The sequence below is a fragment of the Salinicoccus luteus DSM 17002 genome (genome assembly GCF_000712035.1).
GTDB classification, from domain to species: Bacteria; Bacillota; Bacilli; order Staphylococcales; family Salinicoccaceae; genus Salinicoccus; species Salinicoccus luteus.
In genome coordinates, this window is record NZ_JONV01000008.1 from 310954 (window position 1) to 336983 (window position 26030).

Here is a 26030-nt window from a genome sequence, read left to right on the forward strand (position 1 = left end):
GATGGAAAAAAGCGCTGGCCGATTCGTTGGGAGGCAAGTTGCAGATGAAAGCAGTACGGGAGGGAAGCGGGAGCAGAGGGATACTAAAAGGCTGCAGGCCATATTGCTTGGCAGTCTGCTGCCCGTTCTCCTTGTTGCAGTGTGGGAAGTATTGAGCCGCACTGGCGTCTTCCCCGCCTACCAGCTGCCGGCCCCGTCCACGATCCTTTCGACGATAAGGGAAATGGCCCAGGACGGGAGCCTGTACAGCCATGTCGGGATTACGACTTTCAGGGTGTTTGCGGGATTTATCATCGGGACGCTATTGGCGATTGTATTGGGATCGATTGTAGGATTCTATGAAAAGGCGGAACAGATCTTCGATCCGATGATCCAGGCTTTCCGTTCCATCCCCTCATTGGCGTGGGTGCCCCTGTTCATACTCTGGATGGGGATTGGTGAGCCGTCCAAGGTGACCATGATCGCTGTGGGCGTATTCTTTCCCGTCTATCTGAATGTAGTCAGTGGGATTGCCGGGGTCGACCGTAAATTGATTGAAGTCGGGAAGATGTATGGACTGAATACTTTCCAGCTGATCAGAAGGGTCATCCTTCCGGCATCCATGCCCTCTTTTCTGACAGGGCTCAGAAGTGGACTTGGACTGGGATGGATGTTCGTGGTCGCGGCTGAACTCATGGGGGCGAGCACCGGTCTCGGATACCTCCTCGTACTTGGACAGAATACACTTTCACCGGAAATCATCATTGCCAGCATCATCCTGTTCGCAATAATAGGAAAGCTGACGGATTGGATATTGAAGATTGTGGAGCAGCGTGCCCTGCATTGGCAGGATGGCATGGTCAAATCATAGGAGGGATCGCATGAACTTGAACTTACAGGATGTCGGGCGGACTTTTGACGGCAGGGAAGTGGTCAGAAACGTATCTTTCACTGCGGAATCGGGTGAAATTATCGGGCTCCTTGGTACGAGCGGCTGCGGAAAAAGCACGATTCTGCGGGCGATTTCCGGCCTGGATGATGCGTATGACGGACGGATAGAAATCAATGGGAATGTCTCGAGGAAGGTGGAGGATACAACCGGCTTCATCTTCCAGGAGCCGCGTCTCATGCCCTGGCTGACCGTCCTTGAGAATGTCACTTTTGGCCTGAAGGGAAGCAGGGACCAGAAAGAGGCGGCAGGAAAGAGATATCTGGAAAGTGTCGGCCTCGGTGGGAGCGAAGCATTGTATCCAAGAGCCCTTTCTGGCGGGATGGCCCAGCGTGTCGCCATTGCACGGGCACTCGTCACCTCCCCTGAGATACTGCTCCTGGATGAACCTTTCAGTGCATTGGATGCATTCACCAAGATGCAGCTCCAGGATCTCCTGATGGAAATATGGAGGGAGTATCGGACGACAATCATTCTGGTGACACACGATATTGACGAAGCGACCTATCTCTGTGACCGGATCATCACTCTGCGGGGACAGCCGGGAGAGATGGACAGGGTGATTCCGATTGAACAGGAAAGACCGAGAGAGCGGGGAAGCAGACAGCTGGCCGAGTATAAGAAAGAAATACTGGGCAGCCTGGATCTGAACCAGTCGACACAGTATGAACAGCGGATAAATTCATGAGGAAGGAAGTGCATACCATGTCACAGAGAATTTCAGAAGTCATCAATCCAATAGAGGACACATACAATCTGTCCAACTATGAGGAAATACGCCACGCGTACGATTGGCATCAGGCGGGAGAGGATTTGCGCTTCAGGGAGACAGGAAAGGTCAACATCGCCTATGAGACAATCGACCGTCATGTAGAGGACGGATATGGGGACAAGGTTGCCCTCCACTATGTGGATGGGGAGACAAGGACGTCCATGACCTTCAGGGAAGTCAAGGAGAAGACGGACCACTATTCCCGTATTCTGAGAAGCAATGGGGTCAAAAAGGGCGAGCGCGTCTTCATCTTCCTCCCCAAAACGCCTGAATGCTACATATCGATATTGGCGGCCATAAAGATAGGCGCGATTGCAGGACCGCTTTTCGAAGCTTTCATGGAAGACGCGGTAAGGGACAGGATCAACGACTGCAGGGGGACGCTGCTGATTACGAACAGGGACATGGTTTCCCGTGTGCCGCAAAATGACATCCCTTCGCTGGAAACCATATTGTATGCCGAGGATATCGAAGCGGCACCGGTGGAGAACGGCGGAGAACAGGTGGAATGGGTGGATCTGGAGGATGGCATGCTGATCCACTATACAAGCGGCTCCACTGGAAAGCCAAAGGGCGTGCTGCATGCGCACCGTGTCATGACCCATCAGTATGAATCAGGGAAGTGGGTGCTTGATATCAGGGACGATGATGTATACTGGTGCACTTCGCACCCGGGCTGGGTGACAGGGAGCGTATACGGCCTGTTCGCCCCATGGCTGAACCGGGCGACGATCGTCATCCAGGGTGGGCGTTTCAAAGCGGAAAACTGGTATCAGCTGATAGCGGACCTGAAAGTGACGGTATGGTACAGTGCGCCGACGGCTTTCAGAATGCTCCTCTCCCAGGGGGATGTCCTGAAAGACTACGACCTGTCCTCGTTGAGGCACATTCTGAGCGTTGGTGAACCGTTGAATCCCGAAGTCATATACTGGGCGTGGGAACGTCTCGGTGTCAGAATACATGACACGTGGTGGATGACGGAAACGGGTGCGCACCTGATCGTGAATCTTCCGGGTGAAAAAATAAAGCCCGGCTCCATGGGACGGCCGTTTCCCGGCATAGAAGTCGGCATCCTCGATGAAGCGGGGAACGAGCTGCCACGGGGGTCTGTCGGACAGCTTGCAGTCAAAACACCATGGCCGGGACTGATGAAGGAGATATGGGGGAACAGGGACAAGTTCGATTCCTATTTCAAATATGAAGGATGGTATGTATCAGGGGACCTGGCATACCAGGACGATGAGGACTATGTCTTCTTCCAGAGCCGCGACGACGATATGATCAACTCTGCCGGTGAGCGTATCGGGCCATTCGAGGTGGAGAGCAAGCTGATCGAGCATCCAGCTGTACAGGAAGCGGGAGTGGTCGGGAAGCCGGATCCTGTAAGAGGAGAGCTCGTCAAGGCATTCATCGTCCTCAGGGAAGGGTACGAGCAGTCCGACAGCCTTCTTGAAGATATCCGTATATTTGTAAGAAACAATCTGGCCGCGCACTCGGCACCGAGGGAGATCGAAGTGATGGAGGAACTGCCGAAGACCACGATCAGCGGCAAAATTTTGAGGCGTGAACTGAAAAGGATGGAAATCGAAAAACAGAAAGAGGCGGAGTTGAAAAAAGTGTAGGATTATCCCATGATTTGAAGTCACACATAAGAATACTCCCTTCAAAATGTACATTTTGAAGGGAGTATTCTTATGTGTACTTGTATATTTTGGAGTTTTTCAGCAGAGTTGTCCATAAACGTATCGTATGATCACACGGTCAGTTCGTTTTCAGATTTGATATTGATTATTTCGTTCAGAAGCTTCTGCAGGACAGCAGTAAACACTCCAATAACCAGTGACGCGAATATCGGGACCATGCCCATGATGATGAGTTCCGGTGTGTCACTCACTTCCGCCGTTATATAGACAAACGGTGCTATCAGTATATACACCATACTGAAAAGAAACGCTGAAATCTTGATCTTTTGGAGGGTGCTGACGGATTGTCCGGAAAATGCGGCATCCCGGTCGATGTAGTTCAACAGTCTGAATGACTGGTATAGTGCGAAGAGATAGGGAATGACCGACAGGAGGGCGCCGATGAATATAGGGTATAGCATCAGGACATAATCCGGATTGACCGGATTTCTCAACAGGGAGTATATTCCGAACGCAGCCCCCGCCAGTACGGGCAGAGCCATGAGTATCAGCGCTGCTTTTAAAAACAGGGATAATCCTCGCTTCATTTCATTCACCTCACAATTTGTTGGCTCTTCATCATTCAACGGATCGCTGATTCTATTCTTCTGCGCCTTCATCGGCTTCATACTCAAGTATATCCCCGGGCTGGCATTCGAGCGCCCTGCACAATGCCTCTAGTGTAGAGAAGCGGATTGCCTTGGCTTTGCCATTTTTCAGTATTGAGAGATTTGCCATGGTGATGCCCACCTGGTTGGACAGTTCCGTTACACTCATTTTTCTTTTGGCGAGCATTACGTCGATATTTATTCTGATTGCCATCATTACACCTCAGACCGTCAAATCGTTTTCGGATTTGATATTTATTGCTTCATTCAGAAGCTTCTGCAGAACCGCAGCAAAGACGCCGACCACGAGGGCGGCAAATATGGGCACCATCCCCATGAGGATTATGCCGGGTGCATCATCAATTTCTGCGACGATATAGATGAAGGGCAGGATTATTGCATAGATCAGGCTGATTGAAAAAGCGGCGAATTTGATTTTCTTCAGCGCTTTGACGGAAAGGTCTGAGAATGCCTTTTTGCCATCAATGTAGTTCAGCAGCTTGAAAGACTGATACAGCGCGAATATGAAGGGGATGACTGTCAGCAGTACGCCGATGACGATGGGGTAGAGTATCATTGCATACTCGGAATTGAATGGATTTCGCAGCAGAAAGTATATTGCGAACCCGGCACCCCCGAGGACGGGCAGGGCCATCAGGGCGACAGCTGCTTTCAGGAATAATGACGATCCACGTTCCATTTCATACACCTCACAAGTTGTTATACAATTATAATAATATATTATTTATCGATTATCAATAAATAAATATTGAAATATGATAAATCATCTACAAGCATTCTGAAGAGATGATGCGCCTCGCCGACAGGGAAGTCATCAAAGCTCTCGTGAAGCGCGACAAGAACCATGCTTCCGTCGTCCTTTGGAGCATTGCGAACGAGCCGGCTTCTGAAGAAGAGGGTGCCTATGACTACTTCAAACCGCTCTATGACCTGACGAAGGAATGCGACCCGCAGAAACGTCCAGCTAGAGTGGTCACACACCTCATGGCAACCCCTGTCACTCTTCGGATGCATCCCATGTTATAGTAGCTGATATAAGTACATGGATTAGAGGGATTTTATGGATTTGTTATTTCTTATATTATCATTTCTGGCTGCGCTGGCGGCTGTAGTCGTTTTTGGTGTGGGCCTGTTCAAATATGTCGGACGGGGGAAGTACAGGGAGACATGGCAGATGTCGCTCATGATGATGACGATCGCCTCTGTGCTTGCCCTCATGGCGACCCTGATGGATGCCGGTCTGAGCCTTGGGATGGGATTCGTGGTGATGGGCATATACCTCCTTTTGACTGCAGTGGGCATTCTATTGGTGTACATCGTCAAAAAAGCTAAAAATGACAATGCCCAGGGATATGTGAGGTATGCCGCCATCACGCTGCTTGCTGCACTTGCAGTTATGATAATCCCGCTGTTTATGATGGATAACGCTGAGAACCCGGTTCGGGAAATCAATGAAACTTTCGGCTCTGAAGAGAGGAGTGCAGACAGGATTCCGGTAGAGGTGGCTTCGTTCATCGACGGCGATACGACAAAGTTCCACTTTGAGGGGGAAGCGGCCTCCTTCAGATATCTGCTCATTGATACGCCGGAGACGAACCACCCGAGAATCGGGGAGCAGCCATTCGGGGAAGAGGCATCAGCCCGGACCAAAGAGATTCTCGAAGATGCGGATGAAATCGAAGTTGAATTCGATGTCGGTCCGAGACAGGATCATTACGAGAGGTATCTGGCCTATGTCTATGCAGATGGGGAGATGGTCAATGAAATCCTTGTGAGGGAAGGTCTGGCCCAGGTCAAATACATCAATCCGCCGAACACTACCCATCTGGACCTGTTGGAGGAGGCGGAAGAAAAAGCTGAGTCGGAAGGCCTTGGCATATGGTCGCTGGAGCGTCCATACGACTCCGGGGAAGACGGAGCGGAATCCGAAACGGGGGGTGGAGCGTTCCAAAACTGTACAGAGTTGAGGGAGGTCCACCCGGAGGGTGTTGCTGAAGGGCATCCTGCCTATATGCTGCGGATGGATGGCGACCGGGACGGCTTTGCATGTGAATGATCCGAAGCCGTTTATTTGATAGTCCGGCGAAAATCCCATACAATGTAGATAGACTACAAAAGGAGTTGAGCTTTAATGAAACCTTTATATGAGGTAACAATGATCAACACTGGCGGTAGGGATGGAGAAGTCCACAGTGAAGACAAGTCATTTTCAATGAATGTCAAGCAGCCGAAGCAGATGTCGGGAGAAGACACTAAGGAAACGAATCCGGAACAGCTTTTCGCAGCGGCATACAGTGCATGCTTCAACAGTGCATTGGATGGTGTTTTGAAGAAGGCAAAAGAGGAAAATACCGACCGTGTGGTCAAAGCAACAGCAAGACTCTTGAAGGACGAATCGGATGGCGGCTTCAAGCTCTCAGCTGAAATCGAAGTGGAATTCGATGGAGTGGAGCAGGACAAAGCCCAGCAATATGTGGAAGATGCGCATGAATTATGCCCATACTCCAAGATGTCCCGTGATGGCATCGAAGTGGAGCTCAAAGGCACAACAAAATAAAAAACGACTGAACGGACGGGAAGCATCCATGCTTTCCGTTTTTAATTGTGAAAATGGTATAATCGTACTGGATTATCCATGCCCGGGCCACCGCGGCCCGTTGAAAAGGAGGAAAGCTGCATGATTTATTTTTTGAGCATCCTATACATAGCAGGCATACTGCTTTCTACATATCTGATGGCGCGTAGGGAAGAAGCCAGGACAAGAAGAGGCATCCTCGGATATTTCGGATTCATTACAGTGCTGTTCCTCATCAGCCTGGTTCTGATCGGTATAATGGATGTCAGTGAAGATGCGGCCCGGCGCATACTGGTCTTCGCCTATCTTTATGTGATTCCGTTCATGATGCTGATCGGATACAAGCTGTTGGGATTCATCAAGGTGTATAAGAGATGGCAGATGATCATACTCGGTATTGTGGGACTCTTCAACCTTATGATATTCGGCTATCTGCTGCTGTTCATCTTCACCATACTTTTCTATTACCTGGTACAGGCGTAAAAAGAAGCATCCATGGAGGCAATGCCTCCATGGATGCTTCTTTTTCATATCATAAGGGCGATCATTGCGATCAGTATCCCGGTCAGACCCATCCTGAGCGAGAAGCCCATGTTCATTTTCGTGATCCTGTAGGGATTGATGCCCATGCTCTGGGCGGTCATCGTGGCGTTGATGCCGTACGGGGCGGCAGCGGATATGCCCATGCCGCAGACGACCATGGCGATGCCGATGGAAAGTACATTCTCCGGGGTCATGACCGGGACGAGCACTTCCGCCAGTATGGCGAGTGTAGCGACGGGATGGACACCGAACATGGCGAGTCCGTAGATGACGACCATGATGAGCAGGAGGATCAGTATCAGGAATGAATCGACATAGCCGAAGACCTGCTGCATCATCCCAGGAACGCTGCTGCTGTTGAAGCCGCCCGAAAAGATGCCGAGTGACAGGAAGAGCACGGAGAAATTCTGAAGGTGGTTGTTGTGGTTCTTCCATGTGGCCCATCCCGTCCTGATGAATATGGGGAACCGCTTCATGACGAATGCCGTGACGAAGGAAAACGGGATGATGATCAGTGCCACGGTCATGACAAACCCAAGATCCGAGTTCGTGTTGAAGAGCATCACGACACTGAGGAAACTGATCAGCAGGATGACCATTTTGATGATGGACCGCCCAAGTGCCTGGCGGTCTATTTCATTGAATGGGGCATCAAGTGTGATGTCATTGAACTCGCGGCGTGTCAGGAAGACTTCGGTCAGACCGACGATTACTGATGTCACCAGCAGCCATGGCAGGAGCGTGAAGTAGGAGACGCCCGTCGAGTCGACCGTCAGGCCGACGATGACTTCGAGCGGACTCCATATCACGGCAAGCGCAAATGCCCGGAGGGTGGATTTGATGATGAATTCATTCCTGAATCCGACCGTCGTCTTTTTGAATAGTTCACGCAGAACCTGCTGGATGATGTAGATGGCCGACAAGTTCAGGAATACCGCAAGGAAGTAGGAGGTGATCACGCTTCTGCCATAGATCTTCTCCACCCTGTTCGCCTGGTCCTGTATCATTTCCGTAATGCTGTCGTCCAGGCCCCCGACCTTAACGACCGTGCCGATCCACGGCAGGGTGCTGAAGAAGAGCAGGAGGGGGAGGTTGCTTGTCGTGTTGCTGATGATCGTACCGATGCTCCCGCCGGATGTGAGGGTGAAGGCGGCCCCGGCAATGATGAAGAGGCCGCCGATCAGTTTGAACAGCCTGGAACTGAAGAGCCAGGAGACGATCAGTACGCCGACGGCCAGATAGTCCACGAGTCTTCCGAGCACCCCGACGCCACTGAAGAAATAGATCAGGAATAGGATGAACAGGACGGCATATATGTAGAAGAAATTCCTTAGTATGGTCTGATTGTAGAGTATATTCAATGTAATACCTGCTTTCACGATGGATATGTATTATAGGGGCAGCCAGTATATTCATTCATTATATGACAGATGCGGAGGCTTTGCCAAAGTTCTTTCATTATTCGCACAAATCCACAGGAAATAAAAAGGCAGAGTGCATCTGCCTTTAGATATACGAGTAGTCGCTTAAGTCGAGTATCGTTTCTTCACCGTTTAGATGCCTGGCGACTTCCCGGCCGACGAGGGGGCTCGCTGTCAGACCGGTTGCCCCCATGCCATTGATGACGAAAACGTCTTCTTCCACTTGTCCGAGGAAGGGGAGGAAGTCGCGTGTATAGGGCTTGAGTCCGACCATCATTTTGACATCCTCGATTTCGGAGTCGGGGAAGTAGCGGTGGGCGAGTCCCCGCAGATATTCATAGTTTTCCTCTGAAGGTTCTGCTGAAAAGCTTTCTGTATCCTCGTGTGTTGTACCGATGGCGTACTGGTTCAATCCCATCTCGACGATATAGATTGGACCCAGGGCCATGACGACCGGGGTGTGGCTTTCATTCTTTCCATCCTTGAGTCTGAAGTGCAGCACTTCAGACCGCTGGTGGCGGATTTTAGGATCGGTATCCTGTTCGATGCCCCACGCACCTGTTGCATAGATGACGGTGCCTTCGGCTTTTTCGGCATCAAAATCTGCAGTGATCCAATGGCCGCCATATTTCAGGAACCCCGCCTTCAGCGCCTTGAGCAGACTGGCTCCCTTCACCTGGCCGCCGCCTTCTACGAATACGCCGGGATAGAGGTCTGTCAGATCCGGGTGCATCCGCTTCACTTCTTCCCTCGAGACCATGCGGACTTCGCCCATCTCCGGAGCATCCGGCTGTTTTGAACGTATTCTGTCGTAGGCGAGGTTTTGTATGTGGTCATCCTTGAAAAGGCTGATCGACCCTTCCCGCCGGTAACCGGTATCGAGGCCCGTCTCCTTCTGGAGCCCTGCAATGAAATCTGGATAGTATTTGGCACTTTCCTTGACCAGGCGGTACCACTTCTTATTTCTCCTCTGGCTGACCCAGGGGCATATGATTCCGGCCGAGGCGTCCGTCGCCTGACCGGTATCGGCACGGTCGTATACCGTGACCCAGTGGCCTTTCCGTGCCAGATGATAGGCTGTCGAAGCACCGGCGATGCCGCCGCCGACGATTGTAAAACTTGCCATTCGATTCACTCCTGTCAGTTGTTTGGACGATATCATTTATAGGATAGTCTAACATTATTTGTGCCGGTTGTGTTACAGTGCTTTTGAAAGGGGAGAGGATATTGGGAAATAAATATGTACTCGACATCTTCAAGGACACATCTGCCATGAAGGCGCTGAACATCCTGTCCATATCGATCACCGTTCTATCCTTCATCGTGTTCTATCTGCTGGACCTGTTTCTGGCCGATGATGCAGGGTCCGCCCTGATTGGAATGGAGTCCTTCGGCATCATCGGTGCGGTCCTCCTGATCATGGCGATCCTGTTTGCAATCATCACCGTGCACGAAGGCATCCATGGCCTGTTCTTCAAACTTTTCCATCCGAAAGGGAAAGTCCGGTTCGGCTACAAATCGGGCATGTTCTATGCCACGGCGCCGGGGGAGGTATTTACGAGAAGACAGTTTGTCATCGCGGTCCTGATGCCGTTCGTCGTCATTACTTCCGTGATGCTGCTGATGATGTTCACAGTGCCCCACGGGGCCTACAAATATCTGCTGGCGCTCCACACGGGGGCATGTGCAGGCGACTTCTACTATGTGTATCTTATAATGAAGCATCGGAATATGGAGTATGTGGAGGATACGGAAGTCGGCATGACGATGTATGAAGCCAATCCAGCAGATTCATAATAGGAACATCTGTTCGTTCTGTGTTATAATTTGGACAAATAATTTTAAAACAGGTGGATGCTATGGAGAGAAGGATCATTCATATCGATATGGATGCGTTCTATGCCCAGGTGGAGCAGCGTGACAATCCGTCATACCGGGGGAAACCGGTCATCGTCGGCGGCAAGTCCGCAAGCCGGGGTGTAGTGGCGACAGCCAGCTATGAAGCGAGGAAATTCGGTGTGCACTCGGCGATGCCGACAAAGCAGGCATACAAGCTCTGCCCGGACGGTATATACGTCAGGCCGCGATTCGACCAGTACAAGGCGGTCTCGAAGCAGATCATGGACATCTTCCTGTCCTATACCGAAATAGTGGAGCCGCTGTCGCTCGATGAGGCGTACTTGGACATCACCCACCTCGTTTCAAGGGACCGCTCTGCACAGTCGGTGGCACTGGATATACAGCGGGATATTTTTGATGCGACACGCCTGACATCATCAAGCGGCATATCATACAATAAATATCTGGCCAAGATTGCCTCGGGCATGAACAAGCCGGCCGGTACGACGGTCATCCACTACGATAATGTACAGGATATCCTGTTCGGACTGGATATCGGGGAATTTCCGGGAGTGGGGCGTGTGACGGAAGAAAAGATGAAGTCACTGGATATCCATACAGGGGAGGACCTGTACCAATGGAGTGAAGCTTCGCTCGTCCAGCAGTTCGGGAAGAAGGGGACGAGTCTCCATCAGAAGGCGAGGGGCATCGGCACCTCCGAACTCAAAGTGGAACGGATCAGAAAATCGATCGGAAAAGAGACGACCTTCAATTACGACATCAATGATGATGAAGAAATTCTGAAGGTGATCGGGGAACTGTGCCGGAAGGTGAGTGACAAGCTCGAACTGCAGCAGTATGCAGGGAAGGTGGTCACCGTTAAAATGAAGACGGCGGACTATGTCACGCATTCCAGGCAGATGATGACGAACAATCCGGTCTTTACGGAGGATGAGGTGTACCGTTATGCCTACAGCCTCTACCATGAACTGAAAGACCCCGATGTGCCCATCAGGCTCATCGGGGTGACTGTGTCGCAGCTTTCCGACAGGACATACCGCAACCTGACGATCTACGACTTCATGTAGTCTTATTCTTGGGCCGGCTGTTGGTCGGCACCTTTTTATTCGCACTTGAGCCTGCCTTATGATGCTGCACCACCATCTGATAGATGATGATGATTTCATAAAGGATATGAATCTTGAAGGCGTCCGCCTCTTCATCCAGATTCCTGATATGGCGTCTGATGAAGCGGACGGCGGAGTTGGTCATCGTCAGCTCGTCAAGATCACGGTTGAGGTAGTCGATGATCTCTTCGACTGCCGCTGTTTCCTGGGAAGTGAATTTCATCGAGATGTCTTCGGGCAGGTAGATCAGGTTGCCGAGGTGGGTGAAGTACAGCTTTTTGAACTGGAGCTCCCGCTCCAGCTGGTTCATCAGGCGCATCTCTTCACGATTTGATTTGTGGTACCGGTATTCATCCTGCTGGTATTTGAGCAGTTTTTCGGCATCGGTGATGGCGTTCTGCACCTTGGTATAGGCCCTCTCGCTCTTGTCGGATTCGTACTTGCCGGCAATCAGTTCCCCGAGCCTTTGGATCAGCAGGCTGTGGGTCTGTCTGGTCGTCGATTTTGTGATTTCCTCGATCTGCCCGGCATACTTCGGCGGCAGTATCAGAAAGTTGATCAGTGTGCTTGTCGCAAGTCCGATGGTTGTGGTTGCCAGTCTGGAAAGGAAATTGAAGACATAGGCATCCTGTACTGAGGGGACCATGGCGACTGCAGTGATGGCCGCAACGAGCACCCCCGAATGCAGATTCAGCCGATATGTGACGAGGATCGTCAGTGTCGCCGCCAGGGAATAGGTGAATGCATTCTCGCCGAAGATATACAGGGAGGTCACCGCAATGAAGGCACCGATGATGGACGCCGGGAAACGTACATATGCCTTTTTCAGGGAAGCATATGCCGTCGGCTCGATCGTAACGATTGCCGTGATGACGGCGAATATCGGCGGCAGGTCGAGTGCCATGCAGATCAGGGCCGTCAGAAAGGTCGATAGTCCTGTTTTTATGATTCTTGGACCAATTATTTTACGGATGTCAAATTTCATATTCATGCTTCTTTCAATAATTTTGAGTATACAATCTAGTATAGCACGAAGAGTTTGTTATAATAATCGATAGAAGAAAAATTTTTAAAGTAAGTAGGGTAGCAAATGATCATTAAAACTGATGAAGAAATGAAGCAGCTCGAAGAAATCGGGCAGATTTGCGGCAAAGTGCTGAAAACACTTGTTGAAACGACGAAAGCGGGAATGACGACGAAGGAAATCGATGATCTGGGGGGCAGGCTCCTTGAAGAAATGGGCGCCGAAAGTGCACCGATCAGTGAATATGAATTCCCGGGATACACATGCATCAGTGTGAACGAAGAGGTCGCACACGGCATCCCAGGCAATCGTGTCGTCAATGAAGGGGATATCGTCAATATCGATGTCTCCGCGAAGAAAAACGGGTATTTCGCAGATACCGGAATCTCCTTTGTGGTGGGTACATCTTCAGATCCACTGAAGCAGAAAGTCGTTGATGTGTGCGAGGCATCCTTCGAGGAAGCATTGAAAAAGATCAAGCCCGGCACCAAAGTCAGCCAGATCGGCCGTGCCGTCCATAAAGTGGCGAGGCAGAACGGGCTGACGGTAATCAAGAACCTCACAGGACATGGTGTGGGAAAGAGCCTTCACGATGCGCCGAAGCACATAATGAACTACTACGAACCAGGAAACAGTGAGCTGCTCAAGGAGGGCATGGTCATCGCAGTGGAACCTTTCATTTCCTCGAAAGCCGCTTTTGTCACAGATGGCAAGAACGACTGGGCATTTGAGACAAAGGACGGCAGCTATGTCGCCCAGAAGGAACATACGATTGTTGTTACGAAAGAAGGGCCGAAACTGCTCACTCTCGTAGAAGACTAAAATAAGAAGAAGCATGGCATACTGCTATATGCCACGCTTCTTTGCGGTAGGACATCCTTCTCCCGGCGGCCGGCCATCAGCCGGCTTCTTTATACTCTGGTGAAGCTTCGTTCTCTTCTGGATGAGACACAGCGTCATCAGTGTCATCCGGGTGGGGAGTTTCAATCTCATGATGTTCTTCATCGAAGTAGTGCAGGAATCCACCACCGCCTTCGTTGATCATACGATCCACATCAACGTTCTGACTACCTCTTTTGCTCATTGTCATCATTATCCCCTCCTTTGGTTACATTATACCCTTTTCAGAAGAAAATTCAAACCTTTTAAACTGAATAATCAGTTAATTAATGCAGAAAAAATCCCCTGTATGAGCGATATATACCCAGTCAGGGGATTGGTCCATCTAGCTTTTGTAGCCGTTGACGACAAGGTCGACCTTTCCGTTTTCGGGATTGATGACCGTACCATGGACGGGCACATCTGCAACCATCAGGGGATGGTGCTTGATCTTTCCGACGCTTTCGGTGATGCTCTCTTCGACACTGTCAAAACCTTTCAGCCAATTCCTGATGTCTATGTCCGAGTGTTCGAGCGTCTCGAAAGTCTCGTCGGAGATGCCGCGCTGCTTCATGTTGTCGATCATCGGTTCTGGCTTCAGGGCACCAAAGCCACAGTCATGGTGTCCCATGACCATGACCTCGTCGGCACCAAGCATATAGACTGCGACGAGTATGCTGCGCATCGTACTCCCATATGGATGGGAGATGACTGCACCGGCATTCTGGATATGCTTGATGTCCCCATTCTTCAGACCAAGTGCCTTCGTAGACAGCTCCGTAAGGCGCGTGTCCATGCAGGAGATGAGGACGAGCTTCTTGTCCGGTGATTTGGTGGTTACATACTTTTCATATTCCTTGCTGTTTACAAACTGTTCGTTGAATTCAAGCAGATCATGCAGTAGACTCATTGTTCGCATTTCCCTCTCTTTGTTTTCTCATTGCACGCTTATGCATAATGGCGTTGATCTGGGCACCGAGTATGATGATGATCCCGGTGATATATAACCATAATATCAGAATGATGACACCAGAGATAGCACCATATGTCGCGTTGTAGTTACTGAAATTTGAAGTGTAGATGCTGAATCCCCATGATGCGAGCAGGAAGGCGATTGTCGTAAATATGGCGCCTGGTATGACCGCCTTGACCTGCAGCTTGATATTCGGTGCCGTCGTATAGATGACGACGAAGACGATGAACACAAGCAGTACAGGGAGCAGGCTTCTGATCCAGCTCCAAACCGTCTGGAACTGCTGGTCGAGGCCGATGGTTCCAAACATGAGGTTGCCGATCTGCTCTCCGAATACGATCAGTACGAAAGTAAGGAGTACAGATAGGGAAAGAATGATCGTAAATACTATGGATAATGACTTCGCCACAAAGAAGTTCCTGTTGTCTTCGACATCATAGGCGACATTGAAGGCATTCATGAGTGCTGTCATACCATTCGATGCAGACCATAATGTTACAATCAGACCCACGGAGAGCAGGCCGCCGTTGGAACCGCTCATGACGTCGGAAATGATGCCTTCAAGCATACCGGAAATCTGTGATGGTGCATAATCCTGGATGAATTGGGTGATCATCTGCTGATCGATCTGGAACAGCGGGACCAGCGTCAGCAGGAAGATCAGCAGCGGGAAGATCGCAAGCAGGAAGTAGTATGCCAGCTGTGCCGCCATGCCGGATGTATTATCCTTTGAAAACTGAAACATAAGACTTTGGAAGAAGTTCGGATCTTCCTTGTATTTGGCAGGCTTGTTGATCTTCGATACATAAAAGGCCTCATCAGGCTTCTTGGAAGTCTTGGATTTGAATTCCACATCCTCGACGAAGGTCTCCCCTTCCGCATTCTTTGCTTTTTTCGCTTTGCTTTCCTTGCTGTCCTGTTTCGCCTGGTTCAGATAGTCCGAATTGGTCGGTTTTTTAGCCATGTCCTCACTCCTTTATAAACAAAAGGGCCAACCGACGTCAGCCCTTCCGTATAATTATTGATTCAACTGCTTCTGTTCACGCTTCTTCTGGAATGTTTCTTTGGCATCCTTGATGGATTGTTCAAGTTCAGGATTGTTCTGTCTGATCTCTTCGATTGTTTCCTTCCAGAACATTGCTTCATCCTTCAATGACTGCAGTTTGGAGGACTGGCCGGAATCCGAAGAAAGTTTTTCCTTCGCTTCATCAGGGTTCTGGGCATAGTACTTCAAGTCCTTCGAGCGGCTAAGTACGGATTGTCTTGTATTTTTGTCAATCAGGCTGATTCCAGCACCTACTATCGCTCCAATGAGAACGGCAGGTATCAATTTGTTTTCCATGTAGAATTCTCCTTTATTATGTGATTTATAGTTGCTTATAACCATTTTAAACTATCTTCAAACTTTATTCATCGAATAACCGGATTATAAATTTTATTATCTTATGAACTTTGGTACTATTGTAATGGTATTTAATATATTGGTATGGAGGAATTCAAATGAATAAGGCAGATATGCTGAAAGAGATAGAAGAATCGCTGAATGTTGTAAACAAGGGGCTTTTCAATGCGGATGATTTCGATGATGAGAACACGGAGGAGATCAGGGAGATCCATGAAATGGTGACGGGCAGGAACCAGATAACGGCCATTGAACAGTCGGCGATCATCGAAGAACTCTCAAAATTGAGGAAATAGAGGAGGATTACATATGGCACAATTCGAAACGAAACTTGCAAGATATGCAGACCTTCTGGTCGATGTGGGCCTCAATGTCCAGCCGGATGGCCGGGTATTCATCAGGGGTGCACAGGACGCGCTGCCGCTGATCAGGCTCGTAACAGAGAAGGCCTACCTGAAAGGGGCCAAGGAAGTGAAAGTCGTACTCTCCGACGACAGGCTGGCACAGCTGCATGCAGAGCACCAGTCGAAGGAGGAGCTGAGTACGATCCATCAGTGGGCGATTGATGAACGGATGTTCTATTCCGATGAAAAGGCCGGATTCCTGAGCATCACGTCCTCTTCCCCGGAACTGTTGAAGGATGTGGATCCTGAGAAGCTGCAGGCGATGCAGGTGGCCTCAGGCCGGGCCTTCAAAGATTTCTCCAATCGTATCCAGTCGGACTACCACAGCTGGTGCGTAGCGGGATACCCTTCCGTCGATTGGGCGAAGCTTGTATTTCCGGACAGGGATGATGCGGAGGCAGTCGACGCGCTCATGGACCTCATCTTCTATACCGTCCGGGCGGACCTCGAAGATCCTGTATCTGCATGGCAGAAGCATGACGAAACGCTGCACGAGAAAGTCGACTACCTGAATGGGAAGAAATACACGGCACTCAGATACGAAGCGCCCGGGACGGATCTTACAATCGGGCTTCCGGAGGGGCACCTTTGGGCCGGCGCCTCCAGCCTGAATGCGGACGGCGAGAAGTTCATAGCGAACATGCCGACTGAAGAGGTTTTCAGTGTACCGGAGCGGACACGCGTGGATGGGCATGTCTCCAACACGCTGCCGCTCAGCCATGGCGGCAATGTCATCGATGACTTCAAGCTGACGTTCAAGGACGGCAGGGTTGTGGACTTTGAAGCGGGCAGGGGATACGAAGTGCTCAAGAATATACTTGATACGGACGAAGGGGCGAGGCGCCTGGGTGAAGTGGCACTTGTGCCGGATGATTCACCGATCTCCAATGCGGGTAAATTATTCTATAACACCTTGTTTGATGAGAATGCGTCCTGCCATATCGCACTCGGCAGTGCCTATGCATTCTGCATCGAGGGCGGCAAGTCCATGTCCCGCGAAGAGCTGGAAGAGGCAGGCCTTAATGATTCCATCACCCATGTCGACTTCATGATCGGTTCCGATGAACTGGATATATACGGCATCACTGAAGATGGCACGGAAGAGAAAGTATTTGAAAAAGGCAACTGGGCGTTTTAAATTACAATAGTACAAGCGCCGTCTTTTGTGTTAAAATATAATTAATAGGAAAAGTACCATAAGGAGGGTTTTCATGAGTTTTGCAATGATGTTTCTTGTAATGCTGGCATTTCTCTTTGCCATCTTTGCATTTGCCCTGGTGCTCCACCACTTCCTGTCCAAGGCGCTCCCAGGCAAGGATGCGCTTGTGATTGATACACCGGAAGAGGCGCTGGAGCGTCAGGATTAGCAGTTTCCAATAGGAAAAATTCAGGAAGGGATAACATTATCCCTTCTTTTTTAGTGCCGAAAATGTGCTATTATAGTAGTGCTTGGAATGGAGGATAAATTATGGAAAAGAAAATGTCGGAATCCTATACGGTGAAGACTTCGAATGTCATGCCGCCGGATACGAACAACCATCATACACTGTACGGCGGCAGGCTGATGGCATACATAGATGATGTTGCAGCAATTGCTGCACGCCGCCACTCGAGGTCGAAGGTCGTGACGGCTTCAATCGACTCGGTCGATTTTCTGGAGCCGATCAACCTGGGGGATGTGGTCATCCTGGAGGCGCTCGTAACCCATACGGGGAAGTCGTCCATGGAGATTCTGGTCAAAGTATCGAAGGAGACACTTGAGAACGGCAGCGACAAGAAGCTTGCGGCGTTCAGTTTCCTCACTTTCGTTGCCTTGGATGATGACCTCAATCCCATGGAAGTGCCTGAACTGATTCCCGATAACGAACGCCTGAAATGGCTCGATGAGACAGGCGAAGAGCGTTCGGAGCACCGTCGTCACAGAAGGGAACGTTCAAAAGCATTGCGCGAATTCTTTGCGACAGATCTTTTTGACTAGGAGGGATCAGATGCAGATAAAGAAAGTGGCGCTCCTGAAGAACAGCATGTATGAAATACACATGGATGACGGCTCTTCATTCAAGGCGCATGAGGAGTCGGTGGTGAAGTACCGGCTGATTCCGGAGCGTCAGCTTGAAGCGGATGAATACCAGCAGGTGCTCGAGGCCATCCAGTATGATCAGGCCTATGTCAAGGCGCTCGGCTATATCAGCTACAAGCTGCGTTCCGAATCGGAGATGAGGCAGTACCTCGCAGAGGACTACCATCCCGAAATGATCGACAAAACCATCCTCAGACTCAGGGAGGAAGGATATGTCAATGATGCGAATTATGCCAAAGCGCTGAAAAACACCATGGTTGCCACGACGGACCAGGGTCCTTTCGCACTGGAGCGGGAGCTGAAGAAGCATCGCATCGATGAGGGGGTCATCCGGGAGAACGTGGACGCTTTCAGCAGGGAAGTGGATGCCGAACGGATGAACAAGCTCAAGGACAAGCAGTTGAAGCGGCATAAGGGATCCTATCGCCAGTTCAAAATGAAGCTGGCTGAGAAGCTGTACCAGAAAGGCTATGACAAGGAGCATGTCGGGATGATCGATTTCGAAGATGATTACGATGAGGCTTCGCATTTCGACAAGGATTTCGAGAAGTACTTAAATAAATATCGGAAAAAGGAAACAGGCCACGCCCTGAAGCAGAAGCTGATACAGGCGCTCATGAGAAAAGGGTACGGCTATGATCTGATCCAAGAAAAGTTAGGCGGTATAGATGATGAGACCTTTGAACACTATGACGAGACGTGAACTTGAAGCATATATTGCAGAGAAGCGGGAAGCGATGAGAAAAGCGGAGATGATGGGCGTCGAAAATGAATACAGGGTCCTGGAGCGCCAGGTGCTCATAGCCGAAAGCTATTTCATCGACCTCTCGCTGATCGAACCGGGTAAGATCTATAAGGTGATCAGTAACGAGAACCACTACTTCAAAGTGGAATACATCAAGGGCACCTTTGTCTGGGGATTCTTCGTCGGAGGAGAAGAGAAAGAGACAGCCATTCCTGTAAGCATGCTGCAGTTGAACAAGAGGGGATGATTGAATGCAGAACATCATTCTGCTCAGGGCACTGAACCTGACATATGCCAAGGAATCGAAGAAATTCACCGACCGGATGCTCGGCCGGGAGGAGGGTCTGCTGCTTAAAGATGTCACCTTCCACCTCTATAAGGGGGAGGTGCTCGGCATCCTTTCGGACTACAGGACGCTGCACTATCTGAAAGAGATGGTCAATGGCAGCCTGGACCCCAAAGAGGGGAGAATAAAGACCGACAGCTCGATTCTGAGTCTGGATGTCCTCGACCACATCAACCACCCGCATCCATTGAACATCTTCGTCTCTGAAATATTGGATGAATATATGCGGACTGAGGACGTGGAGGAAGCGGTCGGGCAGATCATGGCCCTGCCGCTGTTCAGAAAATACTGGTCGACCCCGGTCAGGGAGCTGACACGAAGGGATATTGCCCTGGTGCTGCTGGAACTGTCCAAGTTCACAGATGCTGAAATCATCGTCTACTGCAACATGTACCGGCATCTGAAAAGCCGGGATACTGCTGTGTTCAAGGAGACGATCAATGGACAGGAGGACAGGGAGCGCGGGGTGCTGCTGCTTGAGAGCAGCATAGAACCGATCGAGTCACTGGCCAACTATTTTCTGTGGCTGAGCTATGGACAGATACGCTACGACGGCAGTGTCAAACAGGGGATTGCTCAATATAATGCCTATATGAAAAAGAAGAGCCAGCTCAAGAGTGTGGATGAAGAGGCACAGTTCGACCTCGAGTGGAAGCGGAATGTAAATGAGTATGGACGGTATGCACATGGCCTGAAGCGTCTCAGCAGGAAACAGGCGAGCCCAATTGACGGGCTGAACATAAGGAAGGTCATCATTTCACTTCTCTTGATGTTTACGATGCTGATGGCGAGCGTCGTGATATTCATGGATATATCGTTTACAGGCTCGGCAAATACGGGACAGGATCAGACTGTCGCCGTCCCGGAGACGGAAGAGGATGACCGGATCGCCTACGCTGTAAACACCGAAGGGAGCCTTGAGGTCAATGGGGAAAGCCATCCATACATGTCGCTCCTCCAGGTGAGTGACAGGGAGGATGGGACATACACCATCGTAGACGGCGGTGCGACAGTGGAGATGGATGGTTCCTCCTTCATCTACTTCAACCCGGCAAGCCTGTACCCTGAGACGACGCTGGAGGCGCTATTGCCCTACACTGATGAAGTGTTCGAGAACAACTATCTCTATTACTCAATGTTCATGAACAGGGAGTCGGGTGCAGTGACTGATAACATGAACCTGTCCGCCTCAAGTGCCAGGCATGCTGAACTCTCAGGCATACCGATCTCGTACCAGTTCAGGGACGGTCTTATATTCTCGATGTCTTTCCCAGCCCGGAATATAGAGGGCATGTACGAGGTTTTTGGCATAGAGACAGAAGATGCGATATTCAGGCTGCCAAATGGTTATATGATCCTCGATGCATCAAATCAGACATGGCTATATATACAGCGTTAGGAGAGGTGCTATGAATTACAAAATGAAATATCTGTTCCGCCACTTCTTCAAACAGACGGCCTATTTTTCCACACACAACCTGACACCGCTTCTGATCTATACGATCGGGCTCGTATTCCTGCTTGTGTCGATGCCGCTGATGGATGCCGGGGGCGTCATGGAGTACCTGTATACAATGGTGGGGCTGATGGCATCCGTATGGCTGTTCAGCATGACCGTGCTGAACAAGAATACGGCATTCTATAAGGATTCCGTCCTCAAGGTGAACTACATACCACTGTATATGCGGATACTTCCAACGATCATATTCCAGACTTTCATCTTCCTCATGTATGTCGTGCTGTACAGTGCACTCACCGCACTGGTCGTCGATGATTGGCTGATAGACATATTCACCCTGCTGTACTATGTACTGCTCGGTATACTCCTGATCATTCCCTTTACACTGATATACCTTTCAGTGAAGATGGACAGGATTGGAACAGTGAATATTTTCGTGTTCATCATACTGGTGATCTCGGTGCCGGTTCTGTATCTGCCCGAGAATCTTGTCCCGTGGATGCAGCACCTGCTCAGCCTGAATCCGTTCTACTATGTCATCAACGGCCTCCAGGCAAACTCGGTGCACATCTCGTGGAATATCAACCGTCTGCCACATGACATACTGTTTTTCGCACAGATCATCCTGCTCTACCTGTGGATGTTCGAATACTACAGCAAAATGAAGCTTTCGATATACCACCACCTAAAAAAGCGGCCGGGCGCATAGCCCAGTCGCTTTGTCTTTCTGTCAGCTGTCGAGCAGCTTCTTCTGAAGCTTGCTTTCCGAGAAGACCCATCCCGTGTAGCTGTGCAGCACTTCGTTGGTATTCTTGTCCAACAGCATGATGCACACGAATGGATAGTGGCCTTCCTTTAGGTATCTCAGGTCGATATACCGGATCTCCTCCTGGTCTTCGGATATCTCCTGCGTTTCATAGGTGTATATCGATGAGAAGAAGGTGAAGGCCTTGAAGTTCGGGTCTTCCTTGATGCTCTGGAACTTCTCCTCATCCAACGGACCGCTTTTGTTGAAGCGGTCATAGAATATGATGTTCCCGCGGAAACTGCGTCCGACATAATAGGCGGTCTGCGTCACTACAACAATACGCCATTCGAAGAAATGGATGGTCGGCATGCAGAATGTGCGTGTTACATATTCATTCGGCAGCCGCCTGTCGACCCTTGCCGTAATGGAGCGCTGCATGATGAACCGTATCGTATAGTATATGAAGAGCACCATGTAGAGGGCGATGAACAGCGGCACCGGCGCCGCCCCGAAATACCATAGGACGAAGTAGAGTACATGCATGACGATGATCGGCACATCCACCGTGTTGATGACGCTGAGCTGGATCCATGTATGGCTGATAGGTCGAAGGGCCTGGGTGCCGTACGAGTTGAATATGTCCACAAATACATGCAGGAAGACCGCAAACTGGATCCACAGGTACATATTCAGTGCAGGCAGGTCGAACAGCAGCACACTGAGTGCCGTGAGCAGTACCGGCCAGATGAAGAATGTAAACGGGAGCGAGTGGGTGATGCCCCGATGATGCGTAATGTAGACTGCATTGTTTCTCATTTTCATGACCGTATCTATATCAGGTACAAGCGAAGCACCGACTACAGTTGTAATGAAACCGACGGAAATGGGGTCGATGGAAGGATCGATGGCAGCAAGACCGACGATTGTACCCCCCATTAATGTATGTGTTAAAGTATCCATGTTCATTCTCCCCGTTCAAGTGGAATAATCAAGCAGAGGAAGGTGTCATTCATGCTGGAAAGTTCAGAATTCAATCATAACCTGTTGGCCTGGTACCAGTCCAACAAAAGAACGCTGCCATGGCGGCAGACAAGTGACCCGTATCGGATATGGCTGAGCGAGGTGATGCTCCAGCAGACCCAGGTCACTACTGTTATACCCTATTACGAGAAATTTGTAACAAAATATCCGGATATAGACAGCCTTGCAGAAGCGGATGAAGAGGCGCTGCTCAAGGACTGGGAAGGGCTCGGATACTACAACAGGATCCGTAATTTCCAGGCTGCTGTGAAAGAGGTCAGGGACAACTATAATTCCATCGTTCCCGAGCGTCCGGAGACGTTCTTCAGTCTGAAGGGGGTGGGTCCCTATATTGGCGGTGCAGTGCAGAGCATTGCCTTCAACCACCTGCTTGCTGCAGTGGATGGAAATGTTTTGCGTGTCATCTCTCGGCTTGATGCTGACGATCGGGACATGACGAAGGCTTCTGTCCAAAAGGACATCAAGAAACGGATAGAGGAGATCATTCCGCTTGAGGCGGGTGACTTCAACCAGGCACTGATGGAACTTGGAGCGACCATCTGCACCCCGCGGGCGCCCAAATGCATCATGTGTCCGGTGCAGGAGCATTGCGAGGCCTACAGCCGAAACATCGTATCGGAGCTGCCGGTGAAGAAGAAGGCGAAGAGGAAGAACGAAATCTATTATAATGTGTACTTCATCCTGAATGACCGGAACGAGATCCTGCTGAGGAAGCAGGAGGGCACACTGCTCCAGGGCATGTATGAACTGCCCAAGTATGATGTGGATACATCGGTCGAGGCGATAGAGGAGGATCTCGGGCTGTCCATCGATACATCCGGAGTGCACATCGGCAGCGGGAAGCATGTGTTCACCCATCAGGTATGGTACATGGAGGGATATGTGCTCCATACCCGGGACCGGCATCCTGATTTCATATCGCTGGAGGATGTGGGAAACCTGCCGATGAGCAGGGCAATGCAGAGGATATACGAACAATTTGAAGTCCCGGGCGAAAGAATGTGAATATATTCCCACCTATGATATAATATAAAAGTATTATTTTAAAGGTGGTGTGGAATATGGGTTTGGAATCCATACCGAAAGAAGGCAGCAAGGTCAAGATACAGAGCTATAAGCATGACGGAAGCATTCACCGGGTGTGGTCCGAGACGACCATCCTGAAAGGGACGGACCATGTCGTCATCGGAGGGAACAACCGGACACTCGTCACGGAAAGTGATGGGCGCACCTGGGTCACCCGGGAACCGGCAATCGTCTATTTCCATGTCGATTACTGGTTCAACGTCATCTGCATGTTCAGGGAAGACGGGGTATACTACTACTGCAATCTGTCATCGCCTTTCCTCTATGATGAAGAAGCATTGAAATATATCGACTACGACCTGGATATCAAAGTCTATCCGGACGGCAAGTATCATCTGCTTGATGAAGATGAATACAAGCTTCACAAGAGCCGGATGAAATATCCGGAGGATATCGACAAGATACTCAGGCATAATGTGGATGTGCTTCAGCAATGGATCGAAAGGAAAAAGGGGCCGTTTGCTCCCGACTTCATTAAAGTCTGGCAGGGCCGTTTCAATAATGATTACAAATCATACTAAAAATCAATCAACTTAACCGGTTGATTGTTTTTTATGTAAGAAAAGGAAGTTTTTTTGTGATTAGACGTTATATGCAATTCGTCAAACCGTATAAATGGCTGATCATCCTGACGATCATCATCGGCATACTGAAATTCGGCATCCCGTTGCTGCTGCCGCTTCTGATCAAGTATACGATCGATGACATCATTATGCCCGATGGGCTGACGACAGAAGACAGGATAAACATGCTGATCCAGGTACTCCTGATTTTCTCCTTCATATTCGTCATCATCAGGCCGCCTGTCGAATACTTCAGGCAGTATCTGGCCCAGTGGACGAGCAACAAGATACTCTATGACATAAGGAAGAAGATGTACGGGCACTTGCAGATGCTGAGTGCGAAGTTCTATTCGAACAGCAAAGTGGGGGAGATCATCTCCCGTGTCATCAATGATGTGGAGCAGACGAAGGATTTCATCATGACAGGGCTGATGAACATATGGCTCGACCTGGTGACGATCATCATCGCGCTTGCCATCATGTTCTCGCTGAATGGGGAACTGACGCTGGTATCTATCATCGTCTTTCCATTCTATATTTTCGGCGTATGGTATTTCTTCGGGAGACTGCGCAGCCTCACCAGGGAGAGGTCCCAGGCACTTGCGGAAGTCCAGGGCTTCCTGCATGAGCGCATACAGGGCATCAATGTCATCAAAAGCTTTGCTGTGGAAAGCCACGCTGCAGAGCACTTCAATAAACGCAACGGCAATTTCCTGAACAAGGCGACAGACCACGCCAAGTGGACCGCAAGAAGCTTCTCGGTCGTCAATACGATCACCGATATCGGTCCATTGCTCGTGGTCGGCTATGGCGCCTACCAGGTCATCCAGGGCAACCTGACCGTCGGGACGCTGGCTGCATTCATCGCCTATCTCGACAGGCTGTACGGGCCACTGCGCCGCCTGGTCTCCTCCTCCACGACGCTGACGCAGAGCATCGCGTCGATGGACAGGGTGTTCGATTTGTTCGATGAGAAATACGATGTCAAAGACCGGCCGGGTGCGCGCGAACTCAGACATACTGACGGCAACATCGAATTCAGGGATGTCGGGTTCGGGTACAACGGTGAAGACACCAGTGCGCTGAAACATATCAATTTTGACGTCAAGAGTGGAGAGACCGTCGCATTCGTCGGAATGAGCGGAGGTGGGAAGTCCACCCTTGTGACGCTCATCCCAAGGTTCTACGACGTCACTTCGGGGAAAGTCATGCTCGATGGGACAGATATCAGGGACTATACGATTGAATCCCTGAGGAATAATGTCGGACTCGTCATGCAGGATAACATCCTGTTCTCCGACACAATCAGGGAAAACATCCTGCTTGCCCGCCCGGAAGCGACGGAAGAGGAAATGATAGGGGCTGCCAAACGGGCAAACGCCCATGATTTCATCATGGAACTTCCGGAGGGCTATGATACCGAGGTCGGCGAGCGCGGCGTCAAACTCTCGGGCGGGCAGAAGCAGCGGATTGCGATTGCACGCGTCTTCCTGAAGAACCCGCCGATTCTGATCCTTGATGAAGCGACGAGTGCACTCGACCTCGAGAGTGAGAGCATCATACAGGACACATTGCTCGAGCTCTCCGAGAACCGGACGACGATCGTCGTCGCGCACCGCCTTTCGACAATCACCCATGCGGACCGCATATTCGTCATGGTGGATGGACAGATCCGGGAATCCGGGCCGCATGCTGAATTGATGAAGAAAAAAGGGGAATACTATAAACTCTATAGTATCCAGAATCTATAAGTGAAGGGTGTCA

Annotated in this window: 31 protein-coding genes and 1 pseudogene; 21 read left to right on the forward strand and 11 right to left on the reverse strand. The window is 50.2% G+C overall.

From position 1 onward, the window contains the following. Window position 1 precedes the first annotated feature (1 nt). Genes BO53_RS0106360 through acsA form a run of 3 tightly spaced genes read left to right on the forward strand, consistent with a single transcriptional unit; the run spans window position 2 to window position 3322 of the window. Complete coding sequence (locus tag BO53_RS0106360) at window positions 2-850, forward strand: ABC transporter permease (RefSeq protein WP_031546656.1); 849 nt, start codon at window positions 2-4, stop codon at window positions 848-850. 10 nt (window positions 851-860) lie between these two features. After that, window positions 861-1616 carry an ABC transporter ATP-binding protein gene (locus BO53_RS0106365; protein ID WP_031546658.1) on the forward strand — a complete coding sequence of 252 codons (756 nt, stop codon included), beginning with the start codon at window positions 861-863 and terminating at the stop codon, window positions 1614-1616. A gap of 17 nt (window positions 1617-1633) precedes the next feature. After that, entirely contained in the window at window positions 1634-3322 is a 1689-nt protein-coding gene (gene acsA / locus BO53_RS0106370) for an acetate--CoA ligase (RefSeq protein WP_031546660.1), read from the forward strand. Window positions 3323-3453: 131 nt separating this feature from the next. Here acsA and BO53_RS0106375 read toward each other — a convergent pair whose 3' ends face one another. The 3 genes from BO53_RS0106375 to BO53_RS0106385 are packed head-to-tail and all read right to left on the reverse strand — an operon-like array spanning window position 3454 to window position 4690. Beyond that, entirely contained in the window at window positions 3454-4011 is a 558-nt protein-coding gene (locus BO53_RS0106375; RefSeq protein ID WP_306438687.1) for a DUF2975 domain-containing protein, read from the reverse strand. Continuing rightward, window positions 3983-4204: a helix-turn-helix domain-containing protein gene (locus tag BO53_RS0106380; protein WP_031546664.1), complete on the reverse strand. Its 222-nt coding sequence runs from the start codon at window positions 4202-4204 to the stop codon at window positions 3983-3985. Before BO53_RS0106380 ends, BO53_RS0106375 begins: the two co-directional genes overlap by 29 nt. A 9-nt stretch (window positions 4205-4213) precedes the next feature. After that, complete coding sequence (locus tag BO53_RS0106385) at window positions 4214-4690, reverse strand: DUF2975 domain-containing protein (protein WP_031546665.1); 477 nt, start codon at window positions 4688-4690, stop codon at window positions 4214-4216. A 119-nt stretch (window positions 4691-4809) separates the two neighbouring features. Here BO53_RS0106385 and BO53_RS0106390 point away from each other — a divergent pair. From BO53_RS0106390 to BO53_RS0106405, 4 genes and pseudogenes are all read left to right on the forward strand, one after another. Next, window positions 4810-5007 (forward strand): annotated as a pseudogene (locus BO53_RS0106390) (glycoside hydrolase family 2 TIM barrel-domain containing protein); the annotation flags it as partial. A gap of 64 nt (window positions 5008-5071) precedes the next feature. Beyond that, on the forward strand, window positions 5072-6067 hold the full coding sequence (locus tag BO53_RS14125; protein ID WP_245608206.1) for a thermonuclease family protein: 996 nt from the start codon (window positions 5072-5074) through the stop codon (window positions 6065-6067). 75 nt (window positions 6068-6142) lie between these two features. Beyond that, entirely contained in the window at window positions 6143-6568 is a 426-nt protein-coding gene (locus tag BO53_RS0106400) for an Ohr family peroxiredoxin (protein WP_031546670.1), read from the forward strand. Between the two features lie 120 nt (window positions 6569-6688). Further along, window positions 6689-7069 (forward strand): hypothetical protein, encoded by a 381-nt coding sequence (locus tag BO53_RS0106405; RefSeq protein WP_031546672.1) that lies wholly within the window; start codon window positions 6689-6691, stop codon window positions 7067-7069. Window positions 7070-7113: 44 nt separating this feature from the next. On the opposite strand, the gene BO53_RS0106410 is transcribed toward BO53_RS0106405, so the two are convergent. Next, window positions 7114-8490, reverse strand: coding sequence for a hypothetical protein (locus BO53_RS0106410; protein ID WP_031546673.1), 1377 nt, complete (start codon window positions 8488-8490; stop codon window positions 7114-7116). Window positions 8491-8635: 145 nt separating this feature from the next. Continuing rightward, window positions 8636-9676 carry an NAD(P)/FAD-dependent oxidoreductase gene (locus BO53_RS0106415; RefSeq protein ID WP_031546675.1) on the reverse strand — a complete coding sequence of 347 codons (1041 nt, stop codon included), beginning with the start codon at window positions 9674-9676 and terminating at the stop codon, window positions 8636-8638. A 101-nt stretch (window positions 9677-9777) separates the two neighbouring features. Between BO53_RS0106415 and BO53_RS0106420 the strand changes: the two genes are divergently transcribed. Beyond that, window positions 9778-10347 carry a DUF3267 domain-containing protein gene (locus tag BO53_RS0106420; RefSeq protein WP_245608208.1) on the forward strand — a complete coding sequence of 190 codons (570 nt, stop codon included), beginning with the start codon at window positions 9778-9780 and terminating at the stop codon, window positions 10345-10347. Between the two features lie 62 nt (window positions 10348-10409). Then, window positions 10410-11477, forward strand: a complete 1068-nt coding sequence (gene dinB, locus BO53_RS0106425; RefSeq protein WP_031546679.1) for a DNA polymerase IV — start codon at window positions 10410-10412, stop codon at window positions 11475-11477. Here the strand turns inward: dinB and BO53_RS0106430 are convergent. Further along, window positions 11470-12501, reverse strand: a complete 1032-nt coding sequence (locus BO53_RS0106430; RefSeq protein ID WP_051683041.1) for an FUSC family protein — start codon at window positions 12499-12501, stop codon at window positions 11470-11472. The genes dinB and BO53_RS0106430 overlap by 8 nt on opposite strands. Window positions 12502-12606: 105 nt before the next feature. On the opposite strand from BO53_RS0106430, the gene map reads away from it, so the two are divergent. Then, window positions 12607-13362 carry a type I methionyl aminopeptidase gene (gene map, locus BO53_RS0106435; protein WP_031546683.1) on the forward strand — a complete coding sequence of 252 codons (756 nt, stop codon included), beginning with the start codon at window positions 12607-12609 and terminating at the stop codon, window positions 13360-13362. A gap of 76 nt (window positions 13363-13438) precedes the next feature. On the opposite strand, the gene BO53_RS0106440 is transcribed toward map, so the two are convergent. The 4 genes from BO53_RS0106440 to BO53_RS0106455 form a co-directional block, all read right to left on the reverse strand. Beyond that, window positions 13439-13630: a hypothetical protein gene (locus tag BO53_RS0106440; protein WP_156956106.1), complete on the reverse strand. Its 192-nt coding sequence runs from the start codon at window positions 13628-13630 to the stop codon at window positions 13439-13441. Window positions 13631-13765: 135 nt separating this feature from the next. Further along, window positions 13766-14329 (reverse strand): beta-class carbonic anhydrase, encoded by a 564-nt coding sequence (locus tag BO53_RS0106445; protein ID WP_031546687.1) that lies wholly within the window; start codon window positions 14327-14329, stop codon window positions 13766-13768. Further along, window positions 14313-15356 (reverse strand): YihY/virulence factor BrkB family protein, encoded by a 1044-nt coding sequence (locus tag BO53_RS0106450; RefSeq protein ID WP_031546689.1) that lies wholly within the window; start codon window positions 15354-15356, stop codon window positions 14313-14315. The genes BO53_RS0106445 and BO53_RS0106450 overlap by 17 nt, the downstream gene beginning before the upstream one ends. A gap of 54 nt (window positions 15357-15410) precedes the next feature. Next, window positions 15411-15734 (reverse strand): hypothetical protein, encoded by a 324-nt coding sequence (locus tag BO53_RS0106455; protein WP_031546691.1) that lies wholly within the window; start codon window positions 15732-15734, stop codon window positions 15411-15413. Between the two features lie 158 nt (window positions 15735-15892). On the opposite strand from BO53_RS0106455, the gene BO53_RS0106460 reads away from it, so the two are divergent. The 8 genes from BO53_RS0106460 (at window position 15893) to BO53_RS0106495 (ending at window position 21537) form a co-directional block, all read left to right on the forward strand. Beyond that, complete coding sequence (locus BO53_RS0106460; protein ID WP_031546693.1) at window positions 15893-16090, forward strand: DUF1128 family protein; 198 nt, start codon at window positions 15893-15895, stop codon at window positions 16088-16090. Between the two features lie 13 nt (window positions 16091-16103). Beyond that, the gene (locus BO53_RS0106465; protein WP_031546694.1) at window positions 16104-17336 is read left to right on the forward strand and encodes an aminopeptidase; all 1233 of its coding nucleotides are present in this window, start codon (window positions 16104-16106) and stop codon (window positions 17334-17336) included. Window positions 17337-17409: 73 nt separating this feature from the next. Beyond that, a complete protein-coding gene (locus tag BO53_RS14055) occupies window positions 17410-17565 on the forward strand; it encodes a hypothetical protein (protein ID WP_169738734.1) in 156 nt (51 codons plus the stop codon). A gap of 101 nt (window positions 17566-17666) precedes the next feature. Further along, a complete protein-coding gene (locus tag BO53_RS0106475; RefSeq protein ID WP_031546696.1) occupies window positions 17667-18176 on the forward strand; it encodes an acyl-CoA thioesterase in 510 nt (169 codons plus the stop codon). A gap of 10 nt (window positions 18177-18186) precedes the next feature. Further along, window positions 18187-18981, forward strand: coding sequence for a RecX family transcriptional regulator (locus BO53_RS0106480; protein WP_031546698.1), 795 nt, complete (start codon window positions 18187-18189; stop codon window positions 18979-18981). Next, complete coding sequence (locus BO53_RS0106485; RefSeq protein WP_342665366.1) at window positions 18947-19270, forward strand: DUF1811 family protein; 324 nt, start codon at window positions 18947-18949, stop codon at window positions 19268-19270. The genes BO53_RS0106480 and BO53_RS0106485 overlap by 35 nt, the downstream gene beginning before the upstream one ends. A gap of 4 nt (window positions 19271-19274) precedes the next feature. Next, window positions 19275-20768 carry a hypothetical protein gene (locus BO53_RS0106490; protein ID WP_031546702.1) on the forward strand — a complete coding sequence of 498 codons (1494 nt, stop codon included), beginning with the start codon at window positions 19275-19277 and terminating at the stop codon, window positions 20766-20768. 10 nt (window positions 20769-20778) lie between these two features. Further along, window positions 20779-21537 carry a hypothetical protein gene (locus tag BO53_RS0106495; RefSeq protein ID WP_031546703.1) on the forward strand — a complete coding sequence of 253 codons (759 nt, stop codon included), beginning with the start codon at window positions 20779-20781 and terminating at the stop codon, window positions 21535-21537. A 21-nt stretch (window positions 21538-21558) separates the two neighbouring features. Here the strand turns inward: BO53_RS0106495 and BO53_RS0106500 are convergent, their stop codons facing one another. Continuing rightward, on the reverse strand, window positions 21559-22536 hold the full coding sequence (locus BO53_RS0106500) for a metal-dependent hydrolase (protein ID WP_031546705.1): 978 nt from the start codon (window positions 22534-22536) through the stop codon (window positions 21559-21561). Window positions 22537-22587: 51 nt separating this feature from the next. Here BO53_RS0106500 and mutY point away from each other — a divergent pair, with 51 nt between their 5' ends. From mutY to BO53_RS0106515, 3 genes are read left to right on the forward strand one after another with little or no spacing between them, the layout of a single operon-like run. Continuing rightward, window positions 22588-23622, forward strand: a complete 1035-nt coding sequence (gene mutY, locus BO53_RS0106505) for an A/G-specific adenine glycosylase (protein WP_031546707.1) — start codon at window positions 22588-22590, stop codon at window positions 23620-23622. Window positions 23623-23678: 56 nt separating this feature from the next. Continuing rightward, window positions 23679-24224 carry a nucleoside tri-diphosphate phosphatase gene (gene ntdP, locus BO53_RS0106510; RefSeq protein WP_031546709.1) on the forward strand — a complete coding sequence of 182 codons (546 nt, stop codon included), beginning with the start codon at window positions 23679-23681 and terminating at the stop codon, window positions 24222-24224. Window positions 24225-24280: 56 nt separating this feature from the next. Then, on the forward strand, window positions 24281-26017 hold the full coding sequence (locus BO53_RS0106515) for an ABC transporter ATP-binding protein (RefSeq protein ID WP_031546711.1): 1737 nt from the start codon (window positions 24281-24283) through the stop codon (window positions 26015-26017). Window positions 26018-26030 lie beyond the last annotated feature (13 nt).